We start from the raw sequence: 25,853 nt of genomic DNA on the forward strand, positions 1-25,853 counted from the left end.
CTTTATTTCAATTTCAGTTTATTCTTTTCCTTGAAGCTTGTCATATCGGAAACGACTACCTCGTCGCCCGGTTCCAAGCCATTGACTACTTCGACATACTCAAAGTTGCTGTCTCCCAGCTGTACCTTCCGCTTGATCAATTGGTTTCCGTTGACAACAAACAACTCATACTCTCCTTTCCCGACGTAGAACGAGGCGTTGGAAATACGCAGCACATCGTCCTTGATGGCATTCATCACGTATACATCGGTCTTCAAACCGGAGCGCAAGCGGCGATGATTATCCTCCTCCAACTGTACCGTGAAAGAGATTACACCGTTCTTCGATAAGGGGGTAACATCGCTAACCACCCCATCCAGTTTATCGTTGCCGATCTTTACAACGGCTTTGCTACCGGCGGCGATCCGGTCACCATAGGTATCGGCGATCTCCCCCTCTATCTTGAAATGGGACAAGTCGGAGACGATAGCGACACGACTGCCTTGAGAGACTTGGGCACCTACCTCGTTGTTCACGTAGGTCAGGATCGCCTTGCGGGGAGAGCGTATCTGGGCGTCTTCCAAGGTACGCTTCGTCTCGGCTAGGCTCTTTCGGAAGATGTTCAGGTCGAGTTCTTTCACTTTATAATCGGCATCCGTCAAGGATTTCTCGTTCTCATATTTTTGCTCATCCTCTTTCAGTTTCAAGACGCTAACGTTATAGTCCAGTTCCACTTGACGGACCTTATCGGTCGTTCCGGCGCCTAGGCTATCCAGATAACGCTCGTTGCGCAACTCCACTTCCTTTCGGTTCAGTTCCATGCGAGAGACTTTCAATTGCATCTCCATCTCGGAAAGCTTATTGCGGTTTTGGATACGGAGTTGATCCAATTGGAGGCGTTTCATTTGCTCCTCGTCCAATTGTTTCTTATAATCCGTCTCGGCGCTGAGCAAGTCCAGTTTCAAGATCGGAGTACCTACATCCACGGAATCGCCTCCCTTTTTATAAATCTCGACGATACGGGAGTTGATCGGTGAGTTGATGATTTCCTCGAAAGCAGGAACCACCTTGCCTGACGCGCTAACGGAAACCTCGATCACTCCTTTATCTACCGTTGAAAAAACCAAGTCCTTCCGTTGCAGGCTGGTTTGCATGAAACCGATCACCCCGCCTATTAAGACAACGGCAATACCAATCCCCGCCCCCAGCTTTATAAACTGTTTACGCTGCTCCTTCTGCCGAACCTCTTTTGATATCTCTCTGTCCATATTTCGTTTGTTTTTATTTTCCACCCTCCAAAGAGCAAACCCCGTGCCAAAAACGTAAGTAACTGATTCTATGAGAATATCCATTTTTAGTACTGTTCGATTTCGGACACTGTGTTCGGTTTCGCTCAAAACTTTTCCGATAGGCCTGTTGTTCTATGCCCAAAACTTATAAACGCAAAATGTATGAACACAAGACTTATCCTATTCACATGTATAGCCGGTCTGACTCTCTTTTTCTCTGGCTGTAGCAAAAATGATGATGATCATCAAGGTATTATCCCTCTCCCCCCGGTAGAGAACGCTTTTCAAGAGAAATATCCCGATGCCAAGAACCCTGTTTTTGAGATCGAAGGTAACTATTATGTGGTAGATTTCAATAATGAAGGTTCCGAGACAACCGCTTGGTTCACGGATCAAGGCGTATGGATGATGGAAAAGATAGACATCTCTTTCGCCCAATTACCGGCAGCGGTATCCACCGCCTTCAAACAAGGCTTTTACTCAAATTGGACCGTGGATGACACGTACGCCATCAATCGCCTAAATATGGGAATCGTTTACAAGATCGAGGCGGAGCAGTCCAATAGCGAAGTAGACCTGTATTATTCACAGTATGGAAACCTGATCAAAGCCGTGGACGATGAGATCAATAATGACGCACCGATCGTTATCCCGAAAGAGGTCAGCAACCTGATGGAGATCACTTTCGCCAACGCCGAGTTGCTGGATATCCAACAGAACAGCCTAGGTTACGAGCTGGATATGATCGATAACCAGATTTATAAAGTGGCGCAATTGAATAAGGATTACAGGTGGCAAAGTACCACATGGGCCATGTCCGAGCAAGAGGTTCCGCAGATCGTGATGCAAGGCTTCGAATCCTCCGCTTACGCTAGCGACAAGGTACAGTCCATATATACGTTATTGAATGCCAATGGCACCTTCTACCTATTCAAGGTTTCACATAACGGGCAGGACGAGACGATTACCTTTGATGTATTCGGGAATATCGTGAAGCCTGAATAAAGAGCGGAAACAACATCCAACTGATAACAAACCGCGCGATTCACAGCCGTCTCCGGACTTGAATCGCGCGGTTTGCGTTATATGATAATCAAGCTTATTTACTGATCAATTCCAAGGTCGCCCCTTTTACTCCCGGTGCGGAAGCCTCGAAATAGATCGTTCCCGGTTCCTCGGCCGTCTGCACGATAGCGGTAAGTTGCCCGCTAAACAGTTTCATTTCCGGAAGATGGAAGAGTTCCAGACTGGCGCTATTTCCATTTGCCGCCGCACGGTAGGCTCCGGCACCACGAACCTTAAACTGGATCTGTCGGGTATCATCCGGACAAAGGTTACCGTTCTTGTCTACGACTCTAACATTGATGAAAGAAAGGTCTTTTCCGTCAGCCGTCAATTGGTTACGATCGGCGGATAACTCAATATGATGCGGCTTCCCTGCGGTATGAACCTCCTCCTCGGCCACAGCGTTACCCTCCTTATCATAAGCGACCACCTTCAAAGTTCCCGGCTCGTATTTGGTATCCATCCACATCAAGCGATACCGTTTCTGGCGCTCGAAACTCTTTTGAGCCGCTTCGGTATAACTACTATCGATACCGATGCTTAGATCTTTCGTACGTTTCCCTTGGCTCTTTCCGTTGATAAACAATTCGGCGGAAGGATAATTGGTATAAACGAATACGGGTGTCACCTCGCCCTCACGTCCCGGCCATGTCCAATGCGGCAGGATATGCAAGGTCTTGGCGCTTTTGTTCCAATGACTACGGTATAGATAGTAACGATCCTTGGGGATACCCGCCAAATCGATAATACCGAACAAGGAGCTATGGCTTGGCCAATTCGTATAATAAGGAGTAGGCTCGCCCAGATAATCAAATCCTGTCCATACGAATTCCCCGATACAATACGGAAGGTCCTCATGCTGGATAAAATCGTCTTCCGGCAGATTAGACCAGTTGCAATGCTCCACGTCGTACGAGGAACTTTGGTGATCCTCATAGACAGCCATCGCCTTACGCTCTACCGGGAATTTATAAACCCCTCGTGAGCTAACTGTGGAGGCCGTCTCGCTTCCCAAGATTATTTGCTGAGGCAGTTTCTTATAATTCACTTGATAACGGAACGGACGATAATTGAATCCAGCCACATCCATCACCGCCGCCATATTATTATTCACGACGGCATCCGGGGCATCCATACCTTGCGTCACCGGACGAGTCGGGTCTTCCCGATGGCAGATATCCTGCAAGAACCTAGAGATCTTACAACCGCTCTCATCCCATTGGTTAGGCACCTCGTTACCGACGCACCACATCACGACGCTCGGGTTATTCCGGTAATGATGTACCAAATTCACGAGGTCTTTCTCCACCCATTCGTCGAAAATCAAATTATAGCCGTTCGCGCATTTCGCCTTGTTCCATTCGTCGAAGCTCTCTGCCATCAACATCATACCCATCTCATCGCAAGCCTTTACCAACTCGGGAGCCGGCATATTATGGGAAGTACGGATAGCGTTGCATCCCATGTCCTTCAAGATCCGGATCTGACGACGGATAGCGGCATCATTGACGGCAGCCCCTAACGGGCCTAAGTCATGGTGATTACAAACGCCTTTGAATACCGTCTTCTCACCATTCAAGAAAAAGCCTTTATTCGGAATGATCTCGATCGAACGGATACCGAACGGGGTCGTATAGAGATCTTTCAGTTGATCGCCCTCATATAAACGAGTCTCCGCAGAATACAAGGCAGGCATATCCGGCGACCATAAAGTCGGGGTCTGGATGATAAACTCTTGGGAGAGGCTATTATCATTGTACTTAATCTGTGAGAGAGGCGTAGTCTGCTCCGTCAACTTTTGCCCGTTCGGATTCCATACACTGGTTTTCACGCTATACTTGCTGGCATCGGCCCCTTCCGGCAGTACGATTTTCGTCTGTACATTGACTTTCGCAAATTCCTTCGTGGCGGTCGGGGTCGTAATATAAGTTCCCCAGACCGGGATATAGGCGTTTTCCGTCACGATTACATGTACATTCCTATATAGTCCCGCTCCCGGATACCAACGGGAGGATTCCGGCAAGTTCTCAAGGCGAACCGCCAAGGTGTTCTTTTTCCCCGGGATGAGCTGTTTCGTGATATCGAAATAGAAAGAATTATAGCCATACGGCCAATATCCAACCTCTTGCCCGTTCACGTAGACCTTGGCATGGCTCATCGCACCGTCGAACAGGATCGTGGCACGCTTCCCATCCGTAAATTGAGGAACCTCAAACTCGGTCCGGTACCAGCCGACTCCCACGAAAGGCAAACCTCCGGTTCGGCCGGCATGTTCCATGGCCTCCGTTTGTCCGTCTTGGGCGATAGCGACCTCTTGCTTATCATTCTGAGAGCTGAAAGGGCCGTAAATCGCCCAATCATGCGGAACGGTCACCGATTGCCACTTACTATCATTGAAAGTAGGATTGATAAACTCCGGGCGGTCTTCCCGGGTGAACTTCCAATTCTTTTCCAACAGGAACTCACTGCGTACTTGCGAGAAAAGCGCAGGGAAAAGGCAAAACAAACCGATCAAAATAGCGAAACTTGTTCTTTTCATTCGTTTTTTGTGTTTTTGTTATTCATAGCGGAACAAAAATAAGTATTTTTGTCTCCAATACAAACTAAATCAAAAGAATTGCACAGCATGTTGTTACAATTAGCTTTCGTTTTAATAGCCATCATCATAGGTGCCCGTATCGGTGGTATCGGATTAGGCGTGTTAGGAGGTCTCGGACTCGGTATACTCACCTTTGGATTCGGGCTCCAGCCCACTTCCCCTCCTATCGATGTCATGCTTATGATCGTTGCCGTAATAGCGGCAGCTAGTTGTATGCAAGCCGCTGGCGGACTTGATCTGATGGTTAAGTGGGCGGAGAAATTGCTTCGCAAGAATCCTCAACGAATCACGATATTAAGCCCGTTCGTCACCTATTTGTTTACCTTCATAGCCGGAACGGGGCATGTGGCTTATTCGGTCCTTCCGGTAATCGCCGAGGTCGCTACGGAAACGAAGATCCGTCCCGAACGTCCGATGGCGATCGCCGTGATCGCTTCCCAGCAGGCTATTACGGCCAGTCCGATATCGGCGGCTACGGTAGCCATGCTTAGTATGTTATCCGGATATCATATTTCCTTGATGAATATCCTTATGATATCAGTTCCTTGTACCTTATTGGGGGTATTGGCGGGAGCGATCTATTCTTTAAGGGTTGGTAAAGAATTGGATCAAGATCCGGAATACTTAAAGCGGGTAGCGAACCATGAGTTCAGCACGAAGCATTACGAGGCGAAAGGCGTTGAAAACCAAATGAAAGCGGCCTTATCGGTCTCTATATTTGTTCTCGCTACGATAGCGATCGTTATTTTTGGTTCTATGGAGTCCCTACGTCCGGTCTTTACCGTCGGCACGGAAAAGGTCTCGATGCAGATGTCACATATTATTGAGGTATTAATGTTGACAGCCTCCGCTTTCATCTTATTATTTACAAAAACAGATGGTATCAAGGCCGCACAGGGTTCCGTTTTTTCCGCAGGCATGCAAGCGGTGGTAGCGATCTTCGGTATCGCTTGGATGGGAGATACATTTATCGCCGGCAATATGACTGAATTAAAGGGATCTATCGAGCATATAGTTACACAGATGCCTTGGTTATTCGGATTGGCCCTTTTCGTAATGTCCATTTTATTATTTAGCCAAGCGGCTACCATTCGTGCGTTATTGCCGCTAGGGATCGCATTGGGAATCTCACCCTATATGTTGATCGCTTTATTCCCCGCCGTAAACGGTTATTTCTTCATCCCAAACTACCCGACAGTCGTAGCCGCCATCAACTTCGATCGTACAGGCACGACCCGCATCGGTAAATACATCTTGAACCATTCTTTCATGATGCCGGGATTGATAGCGACCGGGGTTTCTGTAGGATTGGGGTTACTATTCATTCAATTCATATAATAAGAAAGCAAAAATAGAGACGCAGCATACACGCTACGTCTCTACACCCCACACCATATATCATATTATATTACTTCAACAATTTTTCCTGAATCAACTGCTTTAACTCCAGTTTTCCCATCGTGCCGATCATCATCTCACGGGGGCCGTCTAGCGGGCAAAACATCAAAGTGGGAATCGTTCGGATATTAAAGGCTGTCTCGAGTGCCTCCTCTTGATCTACATCCACCTTATAAATATAAATCTTCCCATCAAATTCTTTGGCAAACTCATCCAATATAGGGCTTAAGCGTTTGCAATAACCGCACCAAGGAGCGTGAAAATCTATGAGGCAAGGACGACTTCCTATATATTTCCAATCTTTGGGATTCGCCTCAAAATCACCGACATTGGCGATAAAACCATCTTTCGTTAAATCGATCACTACCATACTTCTCTATATTTTGATTTATAATATAACAAAGATAAGTATGAATAGGTTGCGGTATTTTTTATACTTTCGCGGCATCGTTTTAACAACAGACAGAATGCTCACACTTGATAAAATTTATCAGGCATCATATGCCTTGAAGACAGTCATCAGACGCACTGATTTAATCAGCGCTCCCAATATCAATCCGGAATCCCATATTTTTCTAAAACCAGAGAACTTACAAGTAACCGGATCGTTTAAAGTGCGCGGCGCTTGTTTCAAGATCGCCCAGCTTACGGAAGAAGAGAAATCGCATGGCGTAGTGGCTTGCTCGGCGGGAAACCATGCCCAAGGTGTGGCATTAGCGGCTACCGCTCATGGTATCAAGTCCTTAATCTGCTTGCCCGATAACGCTCCTATCTCTAAAGTCGAGGCTACTAAATCTTATGGGGCAGATGTATGCCTTGTCGAAGGTGTTTACGATGACGCCTATAACAAGGCTTTACAATTGAAGGATGAGAAAGGATACACATTTATCCATCCGTTTGATGATGAGGATGTGATCGCCGGACAAGGGACCATCGGTTTGGAGTTATTGGAACAACTCCCGGAAGTAGAGGCCGTAATCATTCCGATCGGAGGGGGTGGGCTGATCTCCGGAGTCGCCTATGCCATCAAGAACTTGAACCCGAATATCAGAGTTTACGGAGTGCAAGCCAAAGGAGCGCCCAGCATGTTAAACTCTATCGAGCATGGGAAAATCGAACGCCTCGAAGGTGTACGTACCATAGCCGACGGTATCGCCGTAAAAGAACCGGGAATACATACTTTCGATCTTTGCCAGCAATATGTGGACGAGATCGTATCCGTGACAGACGATGAGATTTCCACCGCTATCCTCGCGTTGATCGAGCAACATAAATTAATCGCCGAAGGGGCGGGTGCCGTAGCCGTGGCCGCCGCCATGTTTAATAAAGTACCCATCAAAGGGAAAAAAGTAATCTGTTTGATTTCCGGCGGAAATATCGACGTGAATATCCTTTCCCGGGTAATCGGACGTGGTTTGCAGAAATCCGGCCGCTCTTGTTCCATGACGATCGAATTGGTAGACAAACCCGGACAACTACAGCACGTATCTGAAATCATTGCCTCTACCGGCGCTAACGTAGTATCCGTATATCACGAGCGTGTCAGCCATACGGCTGATATCAATGGCTGTTATCTGCGGTTGGAGATGGAAACAAGGAATCAACAGCAGATTAATGAGATCCGGCAATTACTCACCGTTTCGGGATATAAGATAGTGGAAGGATAAACAATTCGCCCCTAAGCATACAATTGATTGGCAAACCATTACTGTGCCACTACTTTCCATAGGCGTGGCACAGCCGTGCCATCCTAGTGGCACACTTGTGCCATCCTTATGGCATAGCTGTGCCATCACGGTGGCACAAGCGTGCCCTAAGAATGGCACAAGCTAAATATTAATATATTGTCTTAATGTATTCACATACTCCTCCATCGCCAAGCGTCCTTTGTCTGTGATCCGGCAAACCGTTCGGGGCTTCTTCCCGGCAAACCCCTTCTCGATCTCGATATAACCAGCTTCATTAAGTTTGTCCAATTGGACGCTGAGATTTCCTGCGGTAGCGCTCGTCTTCTCCTTGATATAGACAAACTCCGCCTCCTCCACCGATAGTAAAATGGACATCACCGCTAGCCGGAGTTGGGAATGCAATAAAGGATCTAATTCTTTAAACATTGTTTTTTAGCTTTATTATTAAGAATATGCCCGGGAATAATCATCATTACCACAAATGAAAGGCCAAAATACAAATACCATAAAACCGTGACAGGATCATGATTTATCAAACTCATCAGCATGTGGATAACTAAAACGAAAGCAACCACCGGAGAGTAAATCATCCATTTCTCCCGCAAGATAATACCATTTATAGATACCCCTAATCCACAATATAATAACGATAAAGGAAGCATCAATATAAAATTGACGGATTGCCCATAAAGCGCACAAAATACCGCGATCAAGACGAACGTCAGTCCAAACATACAGCCAAACACTTGCCATACCTTGGAGATCGTCTTGTCCGTATAAGTCACCACGGCCGGCTCACAACCTCTTTGCTTATATGAAATAACTGGTCCGACAGCAAACATGAGCATCCATCCCCAAGACCAAATATAATTTTGAGTACACAATATCAAGGAGGATATCACGACCGATAAGAGGACGGTAAAATATCCCCAATAAAGTAACACATTGCCACTCCCTACTTTCATGTTTCGCTTACTGGAGTTAATCATCTGAGTGATAATATCCAGACTTTCTTTTTCTGATAATTTTCTATCTTCCATAATTGTATTTATTTTATGTTATTTTTCATTCAGGCGACTCCGTTCGGAACCGGAACCTATCTCAATCTTACTCTTCCTTACTTTCTTTCCGCTATTGAAATTCCATGTCAACGCAACCTTAAAGACCCTTCCAGTAAGTCCGTTTTCATAACGGGATGATGTTCGATAAACATCCAACGTACTGGCGTACTCATTGGCTTGGTTAAAGATATTATCGACTGAAACTGCCAACAATAGCTTATCATTCAAGAGTTTCTTCCTCGCCATTACTCCAACCGTATGCCGGGGGGCGACCTCGCTATTACCGGAATATAGCCGACTCGTTCCACTATACCGGGCCTCCACCGTAAAACCTGCCGGCAACGTAAAGGTAGCGATCGCATTGGCAAACCCTAAATAATGAGACGAGAAAGAAGACAATTCCGTCATCCGGATATCCTGCCGTACGCCTATGAAATTCCCTGTCAAGTTACACCAAGTAAAGGGTTGATACGGCAAGCTGACCGCTACAAACCAATGGTTTTCCCGATCGTGATTTTCATACGTGATATAGGATACATCGGGATTCGCCACATCTTGTTTACAGAACTCCCGGATCAAGTCGTGGTGCAAGTTTCCTCCTACAGTCACCGTATAACGATAATTATAAACCAACGTTACACTGAAACGATTGATATAAGTAGGACGCAGATAGGGATTCCCGATCTGGTAGCTATAGTCCGAACTCTGTATACGATTCGGATTCAAGGTATAGAACGGAGGACGTTCGATATTACGAGCATATTGCCCGACCAGCATCCACCTCTTGATGGGATCGAACGCATAGGTCACGCCCAAGTTCGGAAAAAGATCCAGATAATCCCGACTAAAATCCTCACTTCTATCCGACGTCTTGGAATATTCCGCACGTACCCCCGCAGCAAACGACCAGTTCTTGATCTCCGCAAAGAAAGAGGCGTAAGCTCCTACTATATTTTCATTATATCTCAAGGTATATCCATATTCCTCATTTGGAATCCAGCTACCACTAGAGGTTAACCCCTCGTACAAGGAATGATCATCCATCAACATATAGGTATATTTAGCCCCGATTTTCAAAGACATCTTTTTACGCAAGTTCTTTTGGAAAGAAATATCGGTTGTCGCCATATCATAATCCGCCGCCGCATGACTCCGGTAAACCGTGTCATAGCTCCAACTAGACTGTTCATAACAGATCGTATGGAAATTATCCCCGGTCGATCGCTTACTTACGTAATCGGCTATGACCTTAAATACCGAGCCTCGATCATCCATTTCGCGTAAGTAATTGACCGTAGCGGAAAACGTGTTATAATCATCCTTCTGTCGATAATTCCCCGTACTCTTCATAGGATAAGAGTTCTTTACTAAATCCGTTTGACTCCAAGATGTTCCATCCGAAGCTTGATTGATATATTCGATCTCAGCTCCGACACTATTCAGCGAATCGATCTCGAAAATAGCCCCGACACGTCCATTCCCATATTTGGAATCCGTATCATACAAAGATTGAGACACAAACTTATTCCCCACCGTTCCGTATTCCCTGTTGGAGTTGATCTCTCCTTTATCCCGGGGAGTAAAAGTACCCGATACCGCTCCATTCAAGCTCCATTTCCCGACACGTGCATTTACGGACGCCGATGGAATATACCCTTGTAAAGATGGAGACAATGACGTACCTAAAGATACATATCCTTGCATACCGTTATCCGGACGTCGCCGCAATGAGATCTTGATCACTCCACCCTTAGTTGAGGCCTCATACTCAACTCCCGCGATCGGTATTACCTCAATCCTTTTTATATCCTCCGATTTCAAAGACCGCAAATAAGCCAGTAGCTCCTCTCCCGTTAAACGAATCTCACGATCATCCACAAACACCTTCGTTCCTTGCGCCCCGTTTATCGAGATAGTTTCATCCGAGAGCCAGACACCCGGTGCCTGTGATAATAATTCCGTACCATCCTTTCCGGCAGATGGCATGACCGACATGATAAAGCGGTCCGCCTTCCGCTCGATATTCTTCGCTTGAACAACAACTTCCCTCAGAACATGGTTCGATAGATCTAGAATCAAGGAATCCCGCCGTTTTATCGGCAAGATCAGCTCTTTCCGTAAAGGCTCGTATCCGAGGCATTGAACAACAAGCCTATACTTCCCAGCCTCCGCCTCCATGCTAAAATCGCCATCACTATTGGCCACGGCACCCCCTACCTGTTTTTCTCCCGATAAAAGCACAGCGGTCGCATATTCCACGGCATTTCCCTCCGCATCGGAAACATGGGCTTTATAAACCGTTTGTCCCGAGATCTTTTGGGCACTACTCCCGCCTATCGCCAAAATCCAGAGCCATAGTAGTAAAAACCGTACCATGGCTCTATTGATTTACCGGATAATACAGTTTTAATTTGAAAGTCGCTTCCTCATCCTTCACCTCGCAACTTTTCAACACATATCCTTCCGCAGGCCCTTTTCCTTCCAGCATATCCATTTGCCAATTCTCGTTCTCGTCATGGAATACGGACAGATCAAACTTTTCCCAATCCACGTTTTCCAGCCGGATCGTAACCTTTCCTTTCTCAGACTTCGCCATGCCATAAACAGGCTTGGTATCTTTTCCTGACTGAGCCATAACTAGGATATTCCCATGGTTACCACGTATATTTCCAATCTCTACAATAATAGTACGTGCCTCTATGCAACCACATACCAACATGAATAAAGATAATATGAATAAAACTCGTCTCATTTTAGTATCCTCCTCTTAATTATTATCACTGTTACTGCAAACAAGTTTATTTTATAAACCATCCATGGATAAAAAAATGCAAAGGAGCTGCGCATCACTCTTTGCACATCGCAAATATAGACAAGTTTATTTTATAAACCAAATAATATTATAAAATATTCCAATAAAAATTTGACTCTGCAAAATACAGCCAAAATCCCCCACTAACCCTCCTAGAAAACACGTACATGCTTTCAAAACAACCATTTTAAGTTTGAAACAAAGCAACTTTTTCGCTATATTGCGCACATTTAGAATATATATGAACAGGACCAACATACAAATAACTAAAGATATGAACGAACGAATAATTGCTATACAAGCAGATATTACGACATTGGATGTAGACGCCATCGTAAATGCCGCGAACAATAGCTTATTGGGAGGTGGCGGCGTAGACGGTGCCATCCATTGGGCCGCCGGTCCGGAACTCCTTGACGAATGCCGGACTTTACAAGGATGCCCGACCGGAGAGGCGAAGATAACGAAAGGTTATCGATTGAAAGCCCGTCATGTCATACACACCGTCGGTCCCATCTACCGAAACGGACAACACGGAGAGCCGGAGCTACTGGAAAATTGTTATCGAAACTCCTTGCGATTGGCGAAAGAGAACAGACTGAGAACAATCGCTTTCCCATCAATAAGCACCGGCGTATATGGCTATCCTATCGAGGAGGCTGCACAGATAGCGATCCGCACGATCGATACCTTCCTAAAAGAGAATCCGGAAATCCAGCAAGTCACGATGTGCTGTTTCTCCGGATACGACAAATCGGTTTATACGAAAGCGCTGGAACAAATTACAACTCACGAGCCGTAATGTGGAAACACCCTTGCTTGCGTTCGTGCTTGATATAGCAACGATCCGCCCTGCGCAAATCACGAAGCACGGAGGCAAGCACCATTTTCAAGCGGTCCTTATCAATATTTAAGGTATCTTTCTCATCTATCTTAGTATAGCGTACCCATGATACATCGAACGTAGTTCCGTATTGGTGGGCAGAGTTGAGAGAAGAGTTCGTATTCCTTTTTCTCAATTTCTTGACATCGGCAACCGTACGGGTTACACTGGTTACCTTTATTTTATAGATGGAAGCATTCAAGTTTTTCAATGAGTCTTGGAAGTTTTTCCCGATATCCTCCAGCAGATTAGCGGCTTCCGGCACCAAATACGGAATAGAGTGCGTCAACTCCTCTACCTCGTAATAGTCATTCGTCTTGATCTCCACCATATCCCGGGAGGCGTGCTCCGCTCCTTCCCTCGAAGAGACAGGCTCTATGCCGATCTTCTTCGCGACGGACAAATGAACGTCATTCAAATCATTAAAATCACGATTATAGCTTCCATTGTACCAAATCTTCTTCAATTCACCTCTTTTCTCCTTACAAGAAGAAAAAGCCGTCGCCGACACGATCACGACCAGCAACAACATCACATTAAACACAGTCTTCATCTTCATTACCTTCGTTTTGCCTGACAAACATACGGAAAAATCCGAAATTCCCCCTTAACTCCAATTAGTTTTTCTCTAAATGGTAGACGGACGGCTGAAAGATGTGTTCCCGTGAAATAAAACTTCTCCCTTTGCATCAATGGATAAAGAATATTACTAATTTTGTAACTTGATTCGAATAATAAAAAATAGCACATCTTTTTGAAGCGTAATTTAATAAAAGGAATAGCGGATGATTGAAAGAATTTATATTCTTGAAAGCGTAGACCCGGTAATTTTCTACGGTGTGAATAACTCTAATATGCAATTGATCAAGACATTGTTTCCGAAATTGCGTATCGTTGCCCGTGGAAATGTGATGAAAGTGATTGGAGATGAGGATGAGTCCGAGCTTTTTCTCAAGAAAATCCGTGAGGTGGAAAAATACTGTGAGGAGTTTAACTCGCTCTCCGAAGACGTGATTCTGGATATTATAAAAGGGAAAGGTCCCACGGTCGTGAAGCAGGAGAACCTGATCATCCACGGCATGAATGGCAAGCCGATTACCGCACGTACCGAGAATCAACAGTTATTGGTAAAGGCTTTCGAGAACAACGATCTGGTTTTCGCCACAGGACCCGCCGGTTCGGGCAAAACATTCGTCGCTATCGCCCTAGCCGTAAAAGCATTAAAGAATAAGGAAGTACGGAAGATCATCTTAAGCCGTCCCGCCGTGGAAGCCGGAGAAAAACTGGGTTTCTTGCCGGGTGAGATGAAGGATAAGCTAGATCCCTATCTGCAACCGCTTTACGATGCCTTGCAGGATATGATACCGGCAGCCAAGCTGAAGGAATATATGGAGAATAACGTGATACAGATCGCCCCGCTAGCGTTTATGCGCGGTCGTACCTTGAACGACGCCGTCATTATATTGGACGAGGCGCAAAACACGACGACGCATCAAATCAAGATGTTCTTGACCCGCTTGGGTATGAACGCCAAGATGATCGTCACCGGAGATGTCACGCAGATAGACCTTCCGCCTTCTACCACGTCCGGATTGATACAGGCCATGCAAATATTGAAGGGCGTAAACGGGATCGGTAAGATCGAGTTCACCAAGAAAGATATTGTCCGGCATAAACTTGTCCAACGAATCGTAGAGGCTTATGATAAGTTCGATGATAAACGGAAGAAAGAGATCAAAGAGGCAAAAGAGAAGAAAACGAATATAGACAACAACTAAAAGTAAGAGTCATGAAGAAGGCATTAGTTAAAACAGACTTCAATTTCCCGCGACAAAAGAGCGTATACCATGGGAAAGTACGCGACGTGTACAACATCAATGACGACGTATTGGTAATGGTCGCTACAGACCGTATTTCCGCTTTCGATGTTATCTTGCCGGAAGGTATTCCTTACAAGGGACAAATGTTAAACCAGATCGCCGCCAAGTTCCTTGACGCTACGACTGATATTTGTCCGAACTGGAAAATGGCTACTCCGGACCCGATGGTAACGGTTGGCGTTCAATGCCAAGGTTTCCCGGTTGAGATGATCGTACGCGGTTATCTGTGCGGAAGCGCATGGCGTGCTTATAAGAGCGGCGTGCGTGAGATCTGCGGTGTGAAACTACCGGAGGGTATGCGTGAGAACCAACGTTTCCCCGAACCCATCATCACCCCGACCACAAAGGCTGAGATCGGAGAGCATGATCAAGATATCTCTAAAGAGGAGATTCTCGCTAAAGGTTTGGTCTCTAAAGAGGACTACGAGGTTCTTGAGAAATATACGATGGCCTTGTTTAAACGCGGTACCGAGATCGCTAAGGAACGTGGCTTGATCTTGGTTGACACGAAATATGAGTTCGGTCATCGTGACGGCAAGATCTATTTGATCGACGAGATCCATACTCCGGATTCCTCCCGTTATTTCTACTCAGAAGGATACGAGGATCGTTTTGCCAAAGGGGAACCGCAGAAGCAACTTTCCAAGGAGTTCGTCCGCGAATGGTTGATGGAAAATGGCTTCCAAGGTAAATCCGGACAGAAAGTTCCTGAAATGACACCGGAGATCGTAGAAGGAATCAGCAACCGATATATCGAATTGTTCGAGCATATCACAGGGGAGACTTTCGTAAAAGGCGAGACTGATAACTTGCTGAACCGCATCGAGAAAAACGTTACCGAATATTTACAGAATAAATAAGATACCGCACATGACACAGTATGGTTCAGAGACAATACTTCCTTATAACAAAGAGGAACAAAAGGGTACGCAAGTCAAACGTATGTTCGACTCGATAGCCGAAACGTATGATCAACTCAACCATACTCTCTCATTTGGTATCGACAAGATATGGCGCAGGAAAGGGATCGCTTTCCTGCGTCCTTTCTCTCCTAAAACGATACTGGATATCGCTACCGGTACCGGAGACTTGGCTATCTCCATGTACAAAAAGCTGCGACCCGACCATATCGTCGGTGCCGACATCTCGTTAGGCATGATGGAAGTGGGACGGAAAAAAGTAGCTGCCGCCGGTTATTCGGAGTATATATCCTTCGAGCAACAGGACTGTACGGCCTTGACCTACGAGGAAAACTCGTTCGATGCCGTAACCGCCGCTTTCGGGGTTCGTAATTTTGAGAACATAGAGCAAGGTATCTCAGAGATGTACCGGGTGCTGAAACCCGGTGGACATATCATGATCTTGGAACTTTCCACACCGGAACATTTTCCCATGAGACAACTCTACCAGATCTATTCAAAGACCGTCATCCCCTTTATCGGACGTCTACTCTCTAAAGAAAAAGTCGCGTATAATTATTTGCCGGCTTCCATCAAGGTAGTTCCTCAGGGAAAGGTCATGACGGATTTACTCACCCGCCAAGGCTTCAAGCAGGCCCGTGTACGGACCTTTACCTTCGGGATCTGTTCATTATATACAGGATCTAAAGAATAAACAATAAAAAGGTTATGCAGAAATATGGCTTACTGGGATATCCCCTCGGACATTCGTTTTCTAAAACGTATTTCAACCAGAAGTTTGAGGCGGAGAAGATCGACGCTGAGTACTTGAATTTCGAGATTCCCTCTATCAAGGAGATTAAGAACGTAATCAAAGAAAACCCTGAACTTAACGGTTTAAACGTGACCATTCCTTATAAGGAACAAGTAATCCCATATTTAGACGATTTGGATGACGATGCCCGTCAGATCGGAGCGGTAAATGTCATCAAGTTCACAAAAGGTCTTTTCGGCAAACTTAAACTGAAAGGATATAACTCGGATATTATCGGATTCAAGCAATCGATTGATCCTTTATTGAAAGAAACGCACCGGAAAGCGTTGATCCTTGGTACGGGAGGGGCGTCGAAGGCAGTCTTCCACGGACTGAAACAGCTAGGCGTTGGTGCCACGCTGGTTTCTCGCAAACCGAAAGAATTTTGTATCACGTACGATGAGATTACTCCGAAAACCATGGAGCAATATACGGTGATCGTAAACACGACTCCCTTAGGTATGTTCCCGAATATAGACTCATGTCCGGATATCCCGTACGATTTACTTACGCCGAATCATCTATTGTATGATTTACTTTACAATCCGGATGAGACCCTTTTCATGAAGAAAGGAAAAGAAAAAGGCGCCGTCGTGAAAAATGGTCTGGAAATGCTTCTATTACAGGCTTTCGCCGCTTGGGAGATCTGGCAGAAATAGATCGAACGATATCTTTCCAACCACATGATTTGATGAAGCTAGCTTCGTGAGCCAATGAAGTTAGCTTCGTTAGTCAATGAAGTTAACTTCACAAGCGTATGAAGTTAACTTACTTCAACCAAGTCAATACATAGTCCGGTGTAACTTGATATGCCAACTCATATTCCCGACATGCCTCGGTCCGGGTTTCTCGTCCCTTAAACGTCCCACTCGATAAATAAGGAAAAGGATTCACGTGAAGATGCTTTTGAAAGTCCACTCCTTCCTGCCCGATTATCTTGAACAAGGTTTCTTTGGCGCACCAATGGATTAATAGATGCTCGACCTCATGCTCCAGATCGATACCCGCCTCTTCCTCCGGATTCATAAAGCGACTTCGTATTTTCAAGATCCGGTCCGAACGATACTCGATATCGATCCCTGTCGGACGCTTATCCAAGATTACCGCCACATAATCTTTCGTATGAGATATACTAATATATAAAGGTACGCACGCGAGGAACGGGGCACCCGTAGAATGATAGTCAACCCTTACCTCCTCTCCTAAAAGCTCTTTTAAAAGCACCCGGCTGGCGAAACGTTCCTGCCTCCGCTTCTCTGCCGATACCCGCTCCAAAAAAGAAGAATAGTCCGCTTTATGCTCAAGCATCCCCAAAAGCTCATCAGAACTTTCTTCCATTTTCCAGACTCCATGCAGCGGCGAGAGTTGTTTATATAGCAAGGCCATATTATTCTTTCCAACTAAAAGTTTGTATAAGTTCTATGATATCTTCCCGGATATATTGGATAGCGGGAGCTAATGAATCCGCATTGGGTTTACAGTCAAAATACAAGGCTCCCCGGAAGAAATTCGATACACTATCTGTCAACAGGAATTGTATGGGAGAAGCCGATTCTCCATCCAGAAGAAACAGCGAGCCATAAACGTTTGCGGCAGGGTTGGAATACGCTTTCTCCGATATCCGATTCTCCGACTTTATTTGGCGGGCGACGAAAGAGCGGCTTTCCGTCTCCACCGTCACCAAGGACGCGGGAGTAATTGGCAAATAGCTGCAATAAAGCTTAGCCTCTAACTCCGGATACGAGATATTCAAGCCCGTAACACCCTTCTTTTGATCCGGCACCTCTATGACCGCAGTCTGAGAGACATCAAAATTAAAAGGCAGGTAACTGAGATCAAGCGGTTTATATTGTGCCTTCGAAGGTTCGATACGAACATAGCCCCGTGGCTTCGGCGTATATTCCACACACGAAATACAGCATATCCCTAAAAACAGAGAACCTCCTATGACAGCAGCTATCCATTTCATAAACATTTACTTCGTATCTTTCCCATTCTCATCATTCCCTGTACCTTCAGGGATACGGTTAAATTTAACCTTTAATATCCTCCTGTTATCCACTTCCAGCACTTGGAAACGATATTCCTTAAAATCTATAATCTCCCTACGGCGTGGAAAATCCCCTTTTATCTCCAACAAAAGACCGGCCAAAGTTTCCACTTCTTCCGTCAATTTACCAAAATCTGAGGGATCGGCATCGATAACTCGGAAGAAATCCGTCAATAATATCTTTGCCTCAAAGATCAAGCTACCGTCTGCTAAACGGATGAATTGTTGCTCATCCTCATCATACTCATCGGAGATCTCTCCGACAATTTCCTCTAGGATATCTTCCATCGTCACGATACCGGAGGTACCGCCAAACTCATCGACCACGATCGCCATATGAATTTTATTGGTACGGAACTCTTCCAGCAAATCATCGATCTTCTTGGTTTCCGGCACGAAATAGGCCGGTCGGATCAAACTCTGCCAACGGAATGTATCGGGCTTGTCAATATAGGGCAATAAGTCCTTGATATATAAGATACCTTTTATATTATCCTCAGTCTCGGAATATACCGGAATACGCGAATAGCCGGATTTGATAATAAAATCAACCACCTCACGGAAACTGATCTTGATCTCGATATCTTCCATATCCAAACGAGGAGTCATGATCTCATCAGCGGTCTTATTATAAAACTTGATAATCTCCGCCAGCATCTCCTTCTCCTCCGGGATCTCGGTAGAGGTTAGCTCTAACGCTTTAGAAAGCTCATCTACAGAGATATCATATTTCTTTTTCGCTAACGCTTTATTGATGACCGATGTGGAATTAACCAAGATTTTCGAGAATGGGCGGCAGAAGCGTTCCAAACCACTTAATACGGAGGCTGAAAAACGAACAAAACGCAAAGAATTCTTCTGTGCGTAAATCTTAGGCATGATCTCCCCAAAAAGTAAAAGCAAGAAAGTCAGTAGAATCGTCTCAAGCACAAAGCCTAGAAGAGGAGCGGCCGAGAAATTAATCCAAGCGTTAATCGCATAGGTACACAACATAACGACCGCCACATTTACGAAATTATTAGCGATCAATATAGATGCCAATAGATACTCCGAACGTTCAAGGAGACGTTTGATAACAGGATCTGCCGGGCGATTCTCTTCCCCGATCTCATTTAGGTCGCCCGGGGTTAGAGAAAAGAATGCCACTTCAGAGGCCGACACGAAGCCGGAAACAAACAGCAGTAAAAAGGCAAGGCTTAATGCGATCACAGGACCCGCTGTCAGCGCCTGCACCGTTACGTTTTCAAATAAGCCCGATAAATAATAGTCCGAGTCCAAGGGAAACAGTATTAGTTAAACAATATCAGAACGGGAGATCATCCGCGTCACTGGATTCTGAGAATGCGCTAGGCTGCGAGGCGGCTGGCTGTTGATAAGCGGTATTTGGCGCCGTAGTCGGTTGAGCCGATTGTCCTTGCCCCACATTGGGCTGCATACTACCGCCTTGTGCAGTCGTATTTCCACCATCGGCCGGACGGGAACCCGTACTGTAAAACTCGATACGATCCGCATGGATCTCCGTAACATATCGTTTCACGCCGCTTTGGTCATCATAATTACGAGTACGAATCTTGCCTTCCACATATACACCGGAACCTTTACGTACCCATTTTTCCACGAAAGGAACCAAATCCCGACGAACTACGATATTATGCCACTCCGTACGTTCCGGAACCACCGTTCCATTTGCCAACGTATACCCACGTTCCGAGGTTGCCAGCGGGAAATTAGCGACAGCGGCACCACTGTCAAAATAGCGAACGTCAGGATCTTTGCCTACGTTGCCGATCAATATAACCTTATTCAATGACATAATTCAAATTCTTAATAACCATACAAAGAAACACAAATTCAATCATTCTCACAAGTTTCCGTTTAATTTCTCTAAATAAATATGTATCAGCCGGGGAACGGCATACTTCTCAATATCCCGGCAAGGCAAAGAGAGATAATTCCCCAAGGATTCCGGAACCAGCTCTATCTCTATTTGATAGAAAGAAGCGTATAAAATTTGATGGGAGAGCGTATGCTTTACATTCGATAACCCTTGGGTGATACTCAATTTTCCAGCATCTCCCAATAGGTTACGGAAGGCTTGCGTCTCACACAAACCGGAAAAATCCATCGCATGATCCGTCTCGATCAAAGGAAATTCATACAAGCCGGTCCAGATATCCTTCCCCGCCCGTCTGTTCATCCAAGTTTGTCCTTTATATATAATGTATAGATAGTGGAAATAACGATCCCTTGTCTTCGTCTTATTTTGTTTCACCGGATAAGCTTGCACATTGCCGGAAGCGAACGCCATGCATTTATCTTTTAGCGGGCACACCCCGCAGTCCGGGTTTTGAGGAACACATTGCAAAGCACCCAATTCCATGATCGCCTGATTATGCGTCCCTGCGTTCTTAGGGTCCAAGATCATTCCGGCCAGTTCCGCGAATTGCTTTTTACCCTTCGTGGTGTCGATCGGCGTATCTACGGCAAACAAACGGGAAAGTACCCGGTACACATTTCCATCCACGACCGGACACGGTTGGTTCCAAGCAAAGGAGACGATCGCCGCCGCCGTATACTCCCCGATACCTTTCAAGGATAATACCTCTTTATAATTCTCCGGGAAAACCCCGTTAAACCGCTCCATGATAGATTTAGCCGCCGCATGTAAGTTACGAGCCCGGCTATAATACCCCAAGCCCTGCCAATATTTCAGCACCTCATCCTCTTCCGCCGCCGCTAGAGATGCCACATCCGGGAAACGTTCGGTGAAACGCAAAAAATACTCCAATCCCTGTACAACCCGGGTTTGTTGCAATATAATCTCCGATATCCAGATGATATAAGGGTCTCTCGTTTCCCTCCAAGGAAGCTCTCTTTTATAGGTTTCATACCACTCAACCAATATCCGGCTGATTTCTAACTCACTTTCATACTGTAACATAACTGCTCCCTTTCTCTCTTTTCAACATCATAACTATTTGATTACCGCAAACATACATATATATTACGAATCGAGAAGAATCTTTTTATTTAAAAATTGAAGCTCAATTCTTTTTCCACTTAAATAAAAAGCTATATATTTGCATTCCAAAAAATTAATAGGTCAAAATCAATTAATTAATTTATAGACATGACTAAAGCAGATATTGTTAGCGAGATTTCAAAAAGCACTGGTATCGACAAACAGACAGTGCTAGCAAGCGTTGAGTCCTTCATGGATATCGTAAAAAGTTCTTTAGCCCAAGGCGAAAACGTTTACTTGAGAGGTTTCGGAAGTTTCGTTATTAAGAAGAGAGCTCAAAAGACAGCTCGTAATATTTCAAAAAATACTACGATCATCATCCCGGAACACAACATTCCGTCATTCAAGCCGGCTAAGACTTTTATTGGTGAAGTTAAGTAATTAATTATTATACGTTTAATTTAAAATTTTAAAGCGATGCCTAGCGGAAAGAAAAGAAAAAGACATAAAATGTCTACGCACAAGCGCAAAAAGAGACTGAAGAAGAATAGACATAAGAAGAAATAAGTCTATCTAACGAACTCTAAAGAACAAACTTAATAAGTGACCTTTTAAGTTTGTTCTTTGCGTATTTTATAAGGTCTGATCTTAAAAACACATCTTAAGTGATTAGTGAATTAGTAGTTGATGTACAGCCCAAAGAGGTATCTATCGCCGTCTTGGAGGACAAGAGCCTTGTGGAGCTCCAAAAGGAGGCCCGCAACGTCTCGTTCGCCGTTGGTGATATCTATCTAGGTAAGGTTAAGAAACTGATGCCGGGCTTAAACGCTGCGTTCATTGATGTCGGTTACAAAAAGGATGCGTTTCTTCACTATTTGGACTTAGGTCCTAACTTCAACACCCAACAGAAATATTTAAAGCAATTGCTGAGCGATCCCAAAAAGGCGCCGGTACTGTCGAAAACTCAGATTCTACCGGAGATCGAAAAGAACGGGAGTATTAGCGACGTGCTGAAAGTAGGACAAGAGGTGTTGGTTCAAATTGCTAAAGAGCCTATCTCGACGAAAGGTCCCCGATTGACTTCCGAGCTTTCTTTTGCCGGAAGATATATCGTGCTGATACCGTTCGCCGATAAAGTATCTGTCTCCACCAAAATTAAATCAAGCGAGGAACGGGCTCGTTTGCGCCAGTTAATCCAAAGTATCAAACCGAAGAATTTCAGTGTTATCGTACGGACATCCTCGGAGGGCAAACGTGTCGCAGAGCTTGATCATGAACTAAAGACATTGGTGAAACGATGGGAAGATAATATCGTGAAGGTGCCTAAACTCAAAGCTCCGGCTATCGTTTATGAAGAAACGGCACGTACCGTAGCTTTACTTCGGGATATATTCAACCCCTCTTTCCAAAATATTTATGTAAATGACAAGGAGGTCTACAATAATGTCCGCGACTATGTAAGCTTGATCGCACCGGGACGGGAAGAAATCGTACAGTTATATACGGGAGAGCTTCCTATCTTTGACAACTTTGCGGTCACCAAGCAAATCAAGTCGCTATTCGGACGAACTGTCACTTACAAGAGTGGAGCTTACTTGATTATCGAGCACACGGAAGCTATGCACGTTATCGACGTGAACAGCGGGAACCGTTCCAAAGGCAGCGATGCTCAAGAGAAGACAGCTATCGACGTAAATATAGCCGCCGCCGATGAGATCGCCCGTCAGCTCCGCTTACGAGACATGGGAGGTATCATCGTTATAGACTTTATCGATATGGCAGAGGCTGCCAACCGGCAAAAGCTATTTGAACACATGACAAAGGCAATGGCAAATGACCGGGCTAAACACAACATCCTTCCTCTTAGTAAGTTTGGCTTGATGCAGATTACCCGTCAGCGGGTACGTCCGGCAATGGACGTGGATACGTCAGAAGACTGCCCATCCTGTTTCGGAACAGGAACGGTTAAGCCTTCCATCCTGTTTACCGACAGCCTGGAAGAAAAAATAGATTGCTTAGTAAACAAACATCACGTGAAGAAATTCACCCTGCATGTACATCCGTATGTCGCAGCGTATGTGAACAAGGGGTTGTTCCCCTTGAGCATGAAGTGGAAAATGAAGTACACACATGGTTTAAAAGTTATTCCCAATCAAAGTCTCGCCTTTCTTGAATACAAATTCTTTGATGCCGACAAGAATGAGCTTGACATGAAAGAAGAAAAGGAAATAATCAACAAATAACAAGAGAAGCCCCGGGCCTATTAAAGCGGTTCCGGGGCTTTCTGTATTCTGCCAAACCGTCAAAATGTCACGATTCATGACACGTATTATTTATTTTCAAACCCAAACTTCTTTGGCACGGCATTTGTTGAATACTATGTGAATCCTTTAAACAAGGAGGATGACGGACGATGAATAATAACAATTAAAATATTTACAATCATGGGAAAGATTATTGGAATCGACTTAGGAACAACCAACTCTTGTGTTGCCGTATTGGAAGGTAACGAACCGGTTGTTATCGCGAACAGCGAAGGTAAAAGAACAACACCTTCAATCGTAGCTTTCGTAGAAGGCGGCGAGCGTAAGGTAGGTGATCCCGCAAAACGTCAGGCTATCACCAATCCTGAAAAGACTATATTCTCTATCAAACGTTTCATGGGTGAAACTTATGACCAAGTACAAAAGGAAATCAATCGCGTTCCTTATAAAGTAGTGCGTGGTGATAACAACACTCCTCGTGTAGATATCGAAGGACGTTTGTATACTCCGCAGGAAATCTCAGCGATGATCCTGCAGAAAATGAAAAAGACAGCTGAGGATTATTTGGGACAGGAAGTAACGGAAGCCGTTATCACAGTACCTGCTTACTTTAGTGACGCTCAACGTCAGGCTACGAAAGAGGCTGGTGAGATCGCAGGTTTAACCGTACGCCGTATCGTAAACGAACCGACTGCCGCTTCTTTAGCTTATGGTTTGGATAAGACGAACAAAGACATGAAGATCGCCGTATTCGACTTAGGTGGTGGTACATTCGATATCTCCATCCTTGAGTTAGGTGACGGCGTATTCGAGGTAAAATCAACAAACGGTGATACTCACCTAGGTGGTGATGACTTCGACCACGTAATCATCGACTGGTTGGCTGAAGAATTCGAACGAGAGGAAGGCGTAGACTTACGTAAAGACCCGATGGCTTTACAACGTTTAAAAGAAGCTGCCGAGAAAGCGAAGATCGAGTTGTCAAGTACGACTAGCACGGAGATCAACTTGCCGTATATCATGCCGGTAAACGGTATTCCAAAGCACTTGGTTAAGACTTTGACTCGTGCTAAATTCGAACAATTGGCTGACGGTCTGATCCAAGCATGTATCGAACCGTGCCGTCAATCCTTGAAAGACGCAGGTTTATCAACTTCTGATATCGACGAAGTGATCTTGGTAGGTGGTTCTACTCGTATCCCGGCTGTACAGGCTATCGTTGAGAAATTCTTCGGTAAAGCTCCGTCTAAGGGCGTTAACCCGGATGAAGTAGTAGCCGTAGGCGCAGCGATCCAAGGTGGTGTATTGACAGGTGAGGTTAAAGACGTATTGCTGTTGGATGTTACTCCGCTGTCTTTAGGTATTGAGACAATGGGTGGTGTAATGACTAAATTGATCGAGTCTAACACGACCATCCCGACCAAGAAGTCCGAGACATTTACGACTGCCGTAGACAATCAGCCTTCTGTTGAGATCCACATCTTGCAAGGTGAGCGTTCTTTGGCTAAAGACAACAAGTCTATCGGCCGTTTCCACCTAGATGGAATACCTGCCGCACAACGTGGTGTCCCTCAGATCGAGGTTACATTCGATATCGACGCCAATGGTATCTTGAACGTATCCGCCAAGGATAAAGGAACCGGTAAAGTACAAAGTATCCGTATCGAGGCTTCCAGCGGTTTGAGCGATGATGAGGTTAAGCGTATGAAAGAAGAGGCTGCCGCAAACGCAGAGGCCGATAAGAAAGAGAAAGAGCGTATCGATAAATTGAATCAAGCGGATAGCATGATCTTCCAGACCGAGAAACAATTGAAAGATCTTGGCGACAAGCTTCCGGCAGACAAGAAAGCTCCGATCGAAGGTGCCTTGAACAAATTGAAAGAAGCTCATAAGGCTCAGGATATCGCAGGTATCGATGCTGCTATGGCAGAATTGAACAGCGTATTCCAAGCAGCTAGCCAAGAAATGTACAACGCTCAAGGTGGCGGCGCTCAAGGCGGCCCGCAAGCAGATCCTAACTTCGGTGGTCAACAAGCTGGCGGTAACGCAGGTAGCAGCAACAACAGCAAAGACGGTAACGTTACGGACGTTGACTTTGAGGAAGTGAAGTAAGTATCGGTAAACAACGATAACTAACGATAGAGAAGTAGGGTGTAGCTCAATGAGTTACACCCTACTTTATTTTTAACACTTTCTGATGGATTTGCTTG

Annotated in this window: 24 protein-coding genes; 11 read left to right on the forward strand and 13 right to left on the reverse strand. The window is 45.2% G+C overall.

The annotated features are described in order from the left end of the window. Positions 1–2: 2 nt before the first annotated feature. Entirely contained in the window at positions 3–1,247 is a 1,245-nt protein-coding gene (locus DWX84_RS05580) for an efflux RND transporter periplasmic adaptor subunit (protein ID WP_005864748.1), read from the reverse strand. Between the two features lie 183 nt (positions 1,248–1,430). Between DWX84_RS05580 and DWX84_RS05585 the strand changes: the two genes are divergently transcribed. Beyond that, positions 1,431–2,273 (forward strand): PepSY-like domain-containing protein, encoded by an 843-nt coding sequence (locus DWX84_RS05585; RefSeq protein ID WP_005864747.1) that lies wholly within the window; start codon positions 1,431–1,433, stop codon positions 2,271–2,273. A 94-nt stretch (positions 2,274–2,367) separates the two neighbouring features. Here the strand turns inward: DWX84_RS05585 and galB are convergent, their stop codons facing one another. Then, positions 2,368–4,872: a beta-galactosidase GalB gene (galB, locus tag DWX84_RS05590; RefSeq protein WP_121961154.1), complete on the reverse strand. Its 2,505-nt coding sequence runs from the start codon at positions 4,870–4,872 to the stop codon at positions 2,368–2,370. Between the two features lie 87 nt (positions 4,873–4,959). Here galB and DWX84_RS05595 point away from each other — a divergent pair, with 87 nt between their 5' ends. Next, positions 4,960–6,270: an anaerobic C4-dicarboxylate transporter family protein gene (locus tag DWX84_RS05595; protein WP_008773446.1), complete on the forward strand. Its 1,311-nt coding sequence runs from the start codon at positions 4,960–4,962 to the stop codon at positions 6,268–6,270. Positions 6,271–6,340: 70 nt separating this feature from the next. Here DWX84_RS05595 and DWX84_RS05600 read toward each other — a convergent pair whose 3' ends face one another. Beyond that, positions 6,341–6,700: a thioredoxin domain-containing protein gene (locus tag DWX84_RS05600; protein ID WP_005854641.1), complete on the reverse strand. Its 360-nt coding sequence runs from the start codon at positions 6,698–6,700 to the stop codon at positions 6,341–6,343. Positions 6,701–6,797: 97 nt separating this feature from the next. On the opposite strand from DWX84_RS05600, the gene ilvA reads away from it, so the two are divergent. Continuing rightward, positions 6,798–7,997, forward strand: coding sequence for a threonine ammonia-lyase (gene ilvA / locus DWX84_RS05605; RefSeq protein WP_008773447.1), 1,200 nt, complete (start codon positions 6,798–6,800; stop codon positions 7,995–7,997). A 162-nt stretch (positions 7,998–8,159) separates the two neighbouring features. On the opposite strand, the gene DWX84_RS05610 is transcribed toward ilvA, so the two are convergent. Genes DWX84_RS05610 through DWX84_RS05625 form a run of 4 tightly spaced genes read right to left on the reverse strand, consistent with a single transcriptional unit; the run spans position 8,160 to position 11,831 of the window. Then, a complete protein-coding gene (locus DWX84_RS05610) occupies positions 8,160–8,444 on the reverse strand; it encodes a transcriptional regulator (protein ID WP_005864739.1) in 285 nt (94 codons plus the stop codon). Then, the gene (locus DWX84_RS05615) at positions 8,429–9,058 is read right to left on the reverse strand and encodes a hypothetical protein (RefSeq protein WP_005864737.1); all 630 of its coding nucleotides are present in this window, start codon (positions 9,056–9,058) and stop codon (positions 8,429–8,431) included. The genes DWX84_RS05610 and DWX84_RS05615 overlap by 16 nt, the downstream gene beginning before the upstream one ends. 18 nt (positions 9,059–9,076) lie before the next feature. Continuing rightward, positions 9,077–11,455, reverse strand: coding sequence for an outer membrane beta-barrel protein (locus DWX84_RS05620; protein WP_048927620.1), 2,379 nt, complete (start codon positions 11,453–11,455; stop codon positions 9,077–9,079). A gap of 4 nt (positions 11,456–11,459) precedes the next feature. Continuing rightward, positions 11,460–11,831, reverse strand: a complete 372-nt coding sequence (locus tag DWX84_RS05625) for a DUF2141 domain-containing protein (protein ID WP_008773449.1) — start codon at positions 11,829–11,831, stop codon at positions 11,460–11,462. 334 nt (positions 11,832–12,165) lie between these two features. Between DWX84_RS05625 and DWX84_RS05630 the strand changes: the two genes are divergently transcribed. Next, on the forward strand, positions 12,166–12,693 hold the full coding sequence (locus DWX84_RS05630) for an O-acetyl-ADP-ribose deacetylase (protein ID WP_005864731.1): 528 nt from the start codon (positions 12,166–12,168) through the stop codon (positions 12,691–12,693). Here DWX84_RS05630 and DWX84_RS05635 read toward each other — a convergent pair. Next, complete coding sequence (locus DWX84_RS05635) at positions 12,674–13,333, reverse strand: DUF5715 family protein (protein WP_008773450.1); 660 nt, start codon at positions 13,331–13,333, stop codon at positions 12,674–12,676. The genes DWX84_RS05630 and DWX84_RS05635 overlap by 20 nt on opposite strands. Positions 13,334–13,559: 226 nt before the next feature. Between DWX84_RS05635 and DWX84_RS05640 the strand changes: the two genes are divergently transcribed. The 4 genes from DWX84_RS05640 to DWX84_RS05655 are packed head-to-tail and all read left to right on the forward strand — an operon-like array spanning position 13,560 to position 17,026. Continuing rightward, positions 13,560–14,552, forward strand: coding sequence for a PhoH family protein (locus tag DWX84_RS05640; protein ID WP_005854625.1), 993 nt, complete (start codon positions 13,560–13,562; stop codon positions 14,550–14,552). A gap of 11 nt (positions 14,553–14,563) precedes the next feature. Next, entirely contained in the window at positions 14,564–15,514 is a 951-nt protein-coding gene (locus tag DWX84_RS05645) for a phosphoribosylaminoimidazolesuccinocarboxamide synthase (RefSeq protein ID WP_048927619.1), read from the forward strand. Positions 15,515–15,524: 10 nt separating this feature from the next. Continuing rightward, positions 15,525–16,268 (forward strand): bifunctional demethylmenaquinone methyltransferase/2-methoxy-6-polyprenyl-1,4-benzoquinol methylase UbiE, encoded by a 744-nt coding sequence (gene ubiE / locus DWX84_RS05650; protein WP_008773451.1) that lies wholly within the window; start codon positions 15,525–15,527, stop codon positions 16,266–16,268. Positions 16,269–16,282: 14 nt separating this feature from the next. Further along, positions 16,283–17,026 carry a shikimate dehydrogenase gene (locus DWX84_RS05655; protein ID WP_005854619.1) on the forward strand — a complete coding sequence of 248 codons (744 nt, stop codon included), beginning with the start codon at positions 16,283–16,285 and terminating at the stop codon, positions 17,024–17,026. Positions 17,027–17,135: 109 nt separating this feature from the next. Here DWX84_RS05655 and DWX84_RS05660 read toward each other — a convergent pair whose 3' ends face one another. From DWX84_RS05660 to mutY, 5 genes are read right to left on the reverse strand one after another with little or no spacing between them, the layout of a single operon-like run. Next, positions 17,136–17,753 carry a 4'-phosphopantetheinyl transferase superfamily protein gene (locus DWX84_RS05660; RefSeq protein WP_005864721.1) on the reverse strand — a complete coding sequence of 206 codons (618 nt, stop codon included), beginning with the start codon at positions 17,751–17,753 and terminating at the stop codon, positions 17,136–17,138. A gap of 1 nt (position 17,754) precedes the next feature. Next, positions 17,755–18,336, reverse strand: a complete 582-nt coding sequence (locus DWX84_RS05665) for a hypothetical protein (protein ID WP_005864719.1) — start codon at positions 18,334–18,336, stop codon at positions 17,755–17,757. A 6-nt stretch (positions 18,337–18,342) separates the two neighbouring features. Beyond that, positions 18,343–19,695 carry a gliding motility-associated protein GldE gene (gldE, locus tag DWX84_RS05670; protein WP_008773452.1) on the reverse strand — a complete coding sequence of 451 codons (1,353 nt, stop codon included), beginning with the start codon at positions 19,693–19,695 and terminating at the stop codon, positions 18,343–18,345. Between the two features lie 25 nt (positions 19,696–19,720). Continuing rightward, positions 19,721–20,230 carry a single-stranded DNA-binding protein gene (locus DWX84_RS05675; RefSeq protein ID WP_005864715.1) on the reverse strand — a complete coding sequence of 170 codons (510 nt, stop codon included), beginning with the start codon at positions 20,228–20,230 and terminating at the stop codon, positions 19,721–19,723. 48 nt (positions 20,231–20,278) lie between these two features. Continuing rightward, entirely contained in the window at positions 20,279–21,358 is a 1,080-nt protein-coding gene (gene mutY / locus DWX84_RS05680; protein ID WP_005864713.1) for an A/G-specific adenine glycosylase, read from the reverse strand. Positions 21,359–21,547: 189 nt separating this feature from the next. On the opposite strand from mutY, the gene DWX84_RS05685 reads away from it, so the two are divergent. The 3 genes from DWX84_RS05685 to dnaK all read left to right on the forward strand — a co-directional run bounded on the left by DWX84_RS05685 (position 21,548) and on the right by dnaK (position 25,755). Further along, positions 21,548–21,820 carry an HU family DNA-binding protein gene (locus tag DWX84_RS05685; RefSeq protein ID WP_005854607.1) on the forward strand — a complete coding sequence of 91 codons (273 nt, stop codon included), beginning with the start codon at positions 21,548–21,550 and terminating at the stop codon, positions 21,818–21,820. Between the two features lie 224 nt (positions 21,821–22,044). Then, positions 22,045–23,622: an Rne/Rng family ribonuclease gene (locus DWX84_RS05690; RefSeq protein ID WP_005864710.1), complete on the forward strand. Its 1,578-nt coding sequence runs from the start codon at positions 22,045–22,047 to the stop codon at positions 23,620–23,622. 201 nt (positions 23,623–23,823) lie between these two features. Then, entirely contained in the window at positions 23,824–25,755 is a 1,932-nt protein-coding gene (gene dnaK / locus DWX84_RS05695; protein WP_005864708.1) for a molecular chaperone DnaK, read from the forward strand. The last annotated feature ends 98 nt before the right edge of the window (positions 25,756–25,853 follow it).

Source organism: Parabacteroides sp. AF21-43, from assembly GCF_003635435.1.
Lineage (GTDB): Bacteria > Bacteroidota > Bacteroidia > Bacteroidales > Tannerellaceae > Parabacteroides > Parabacteroides distasonis.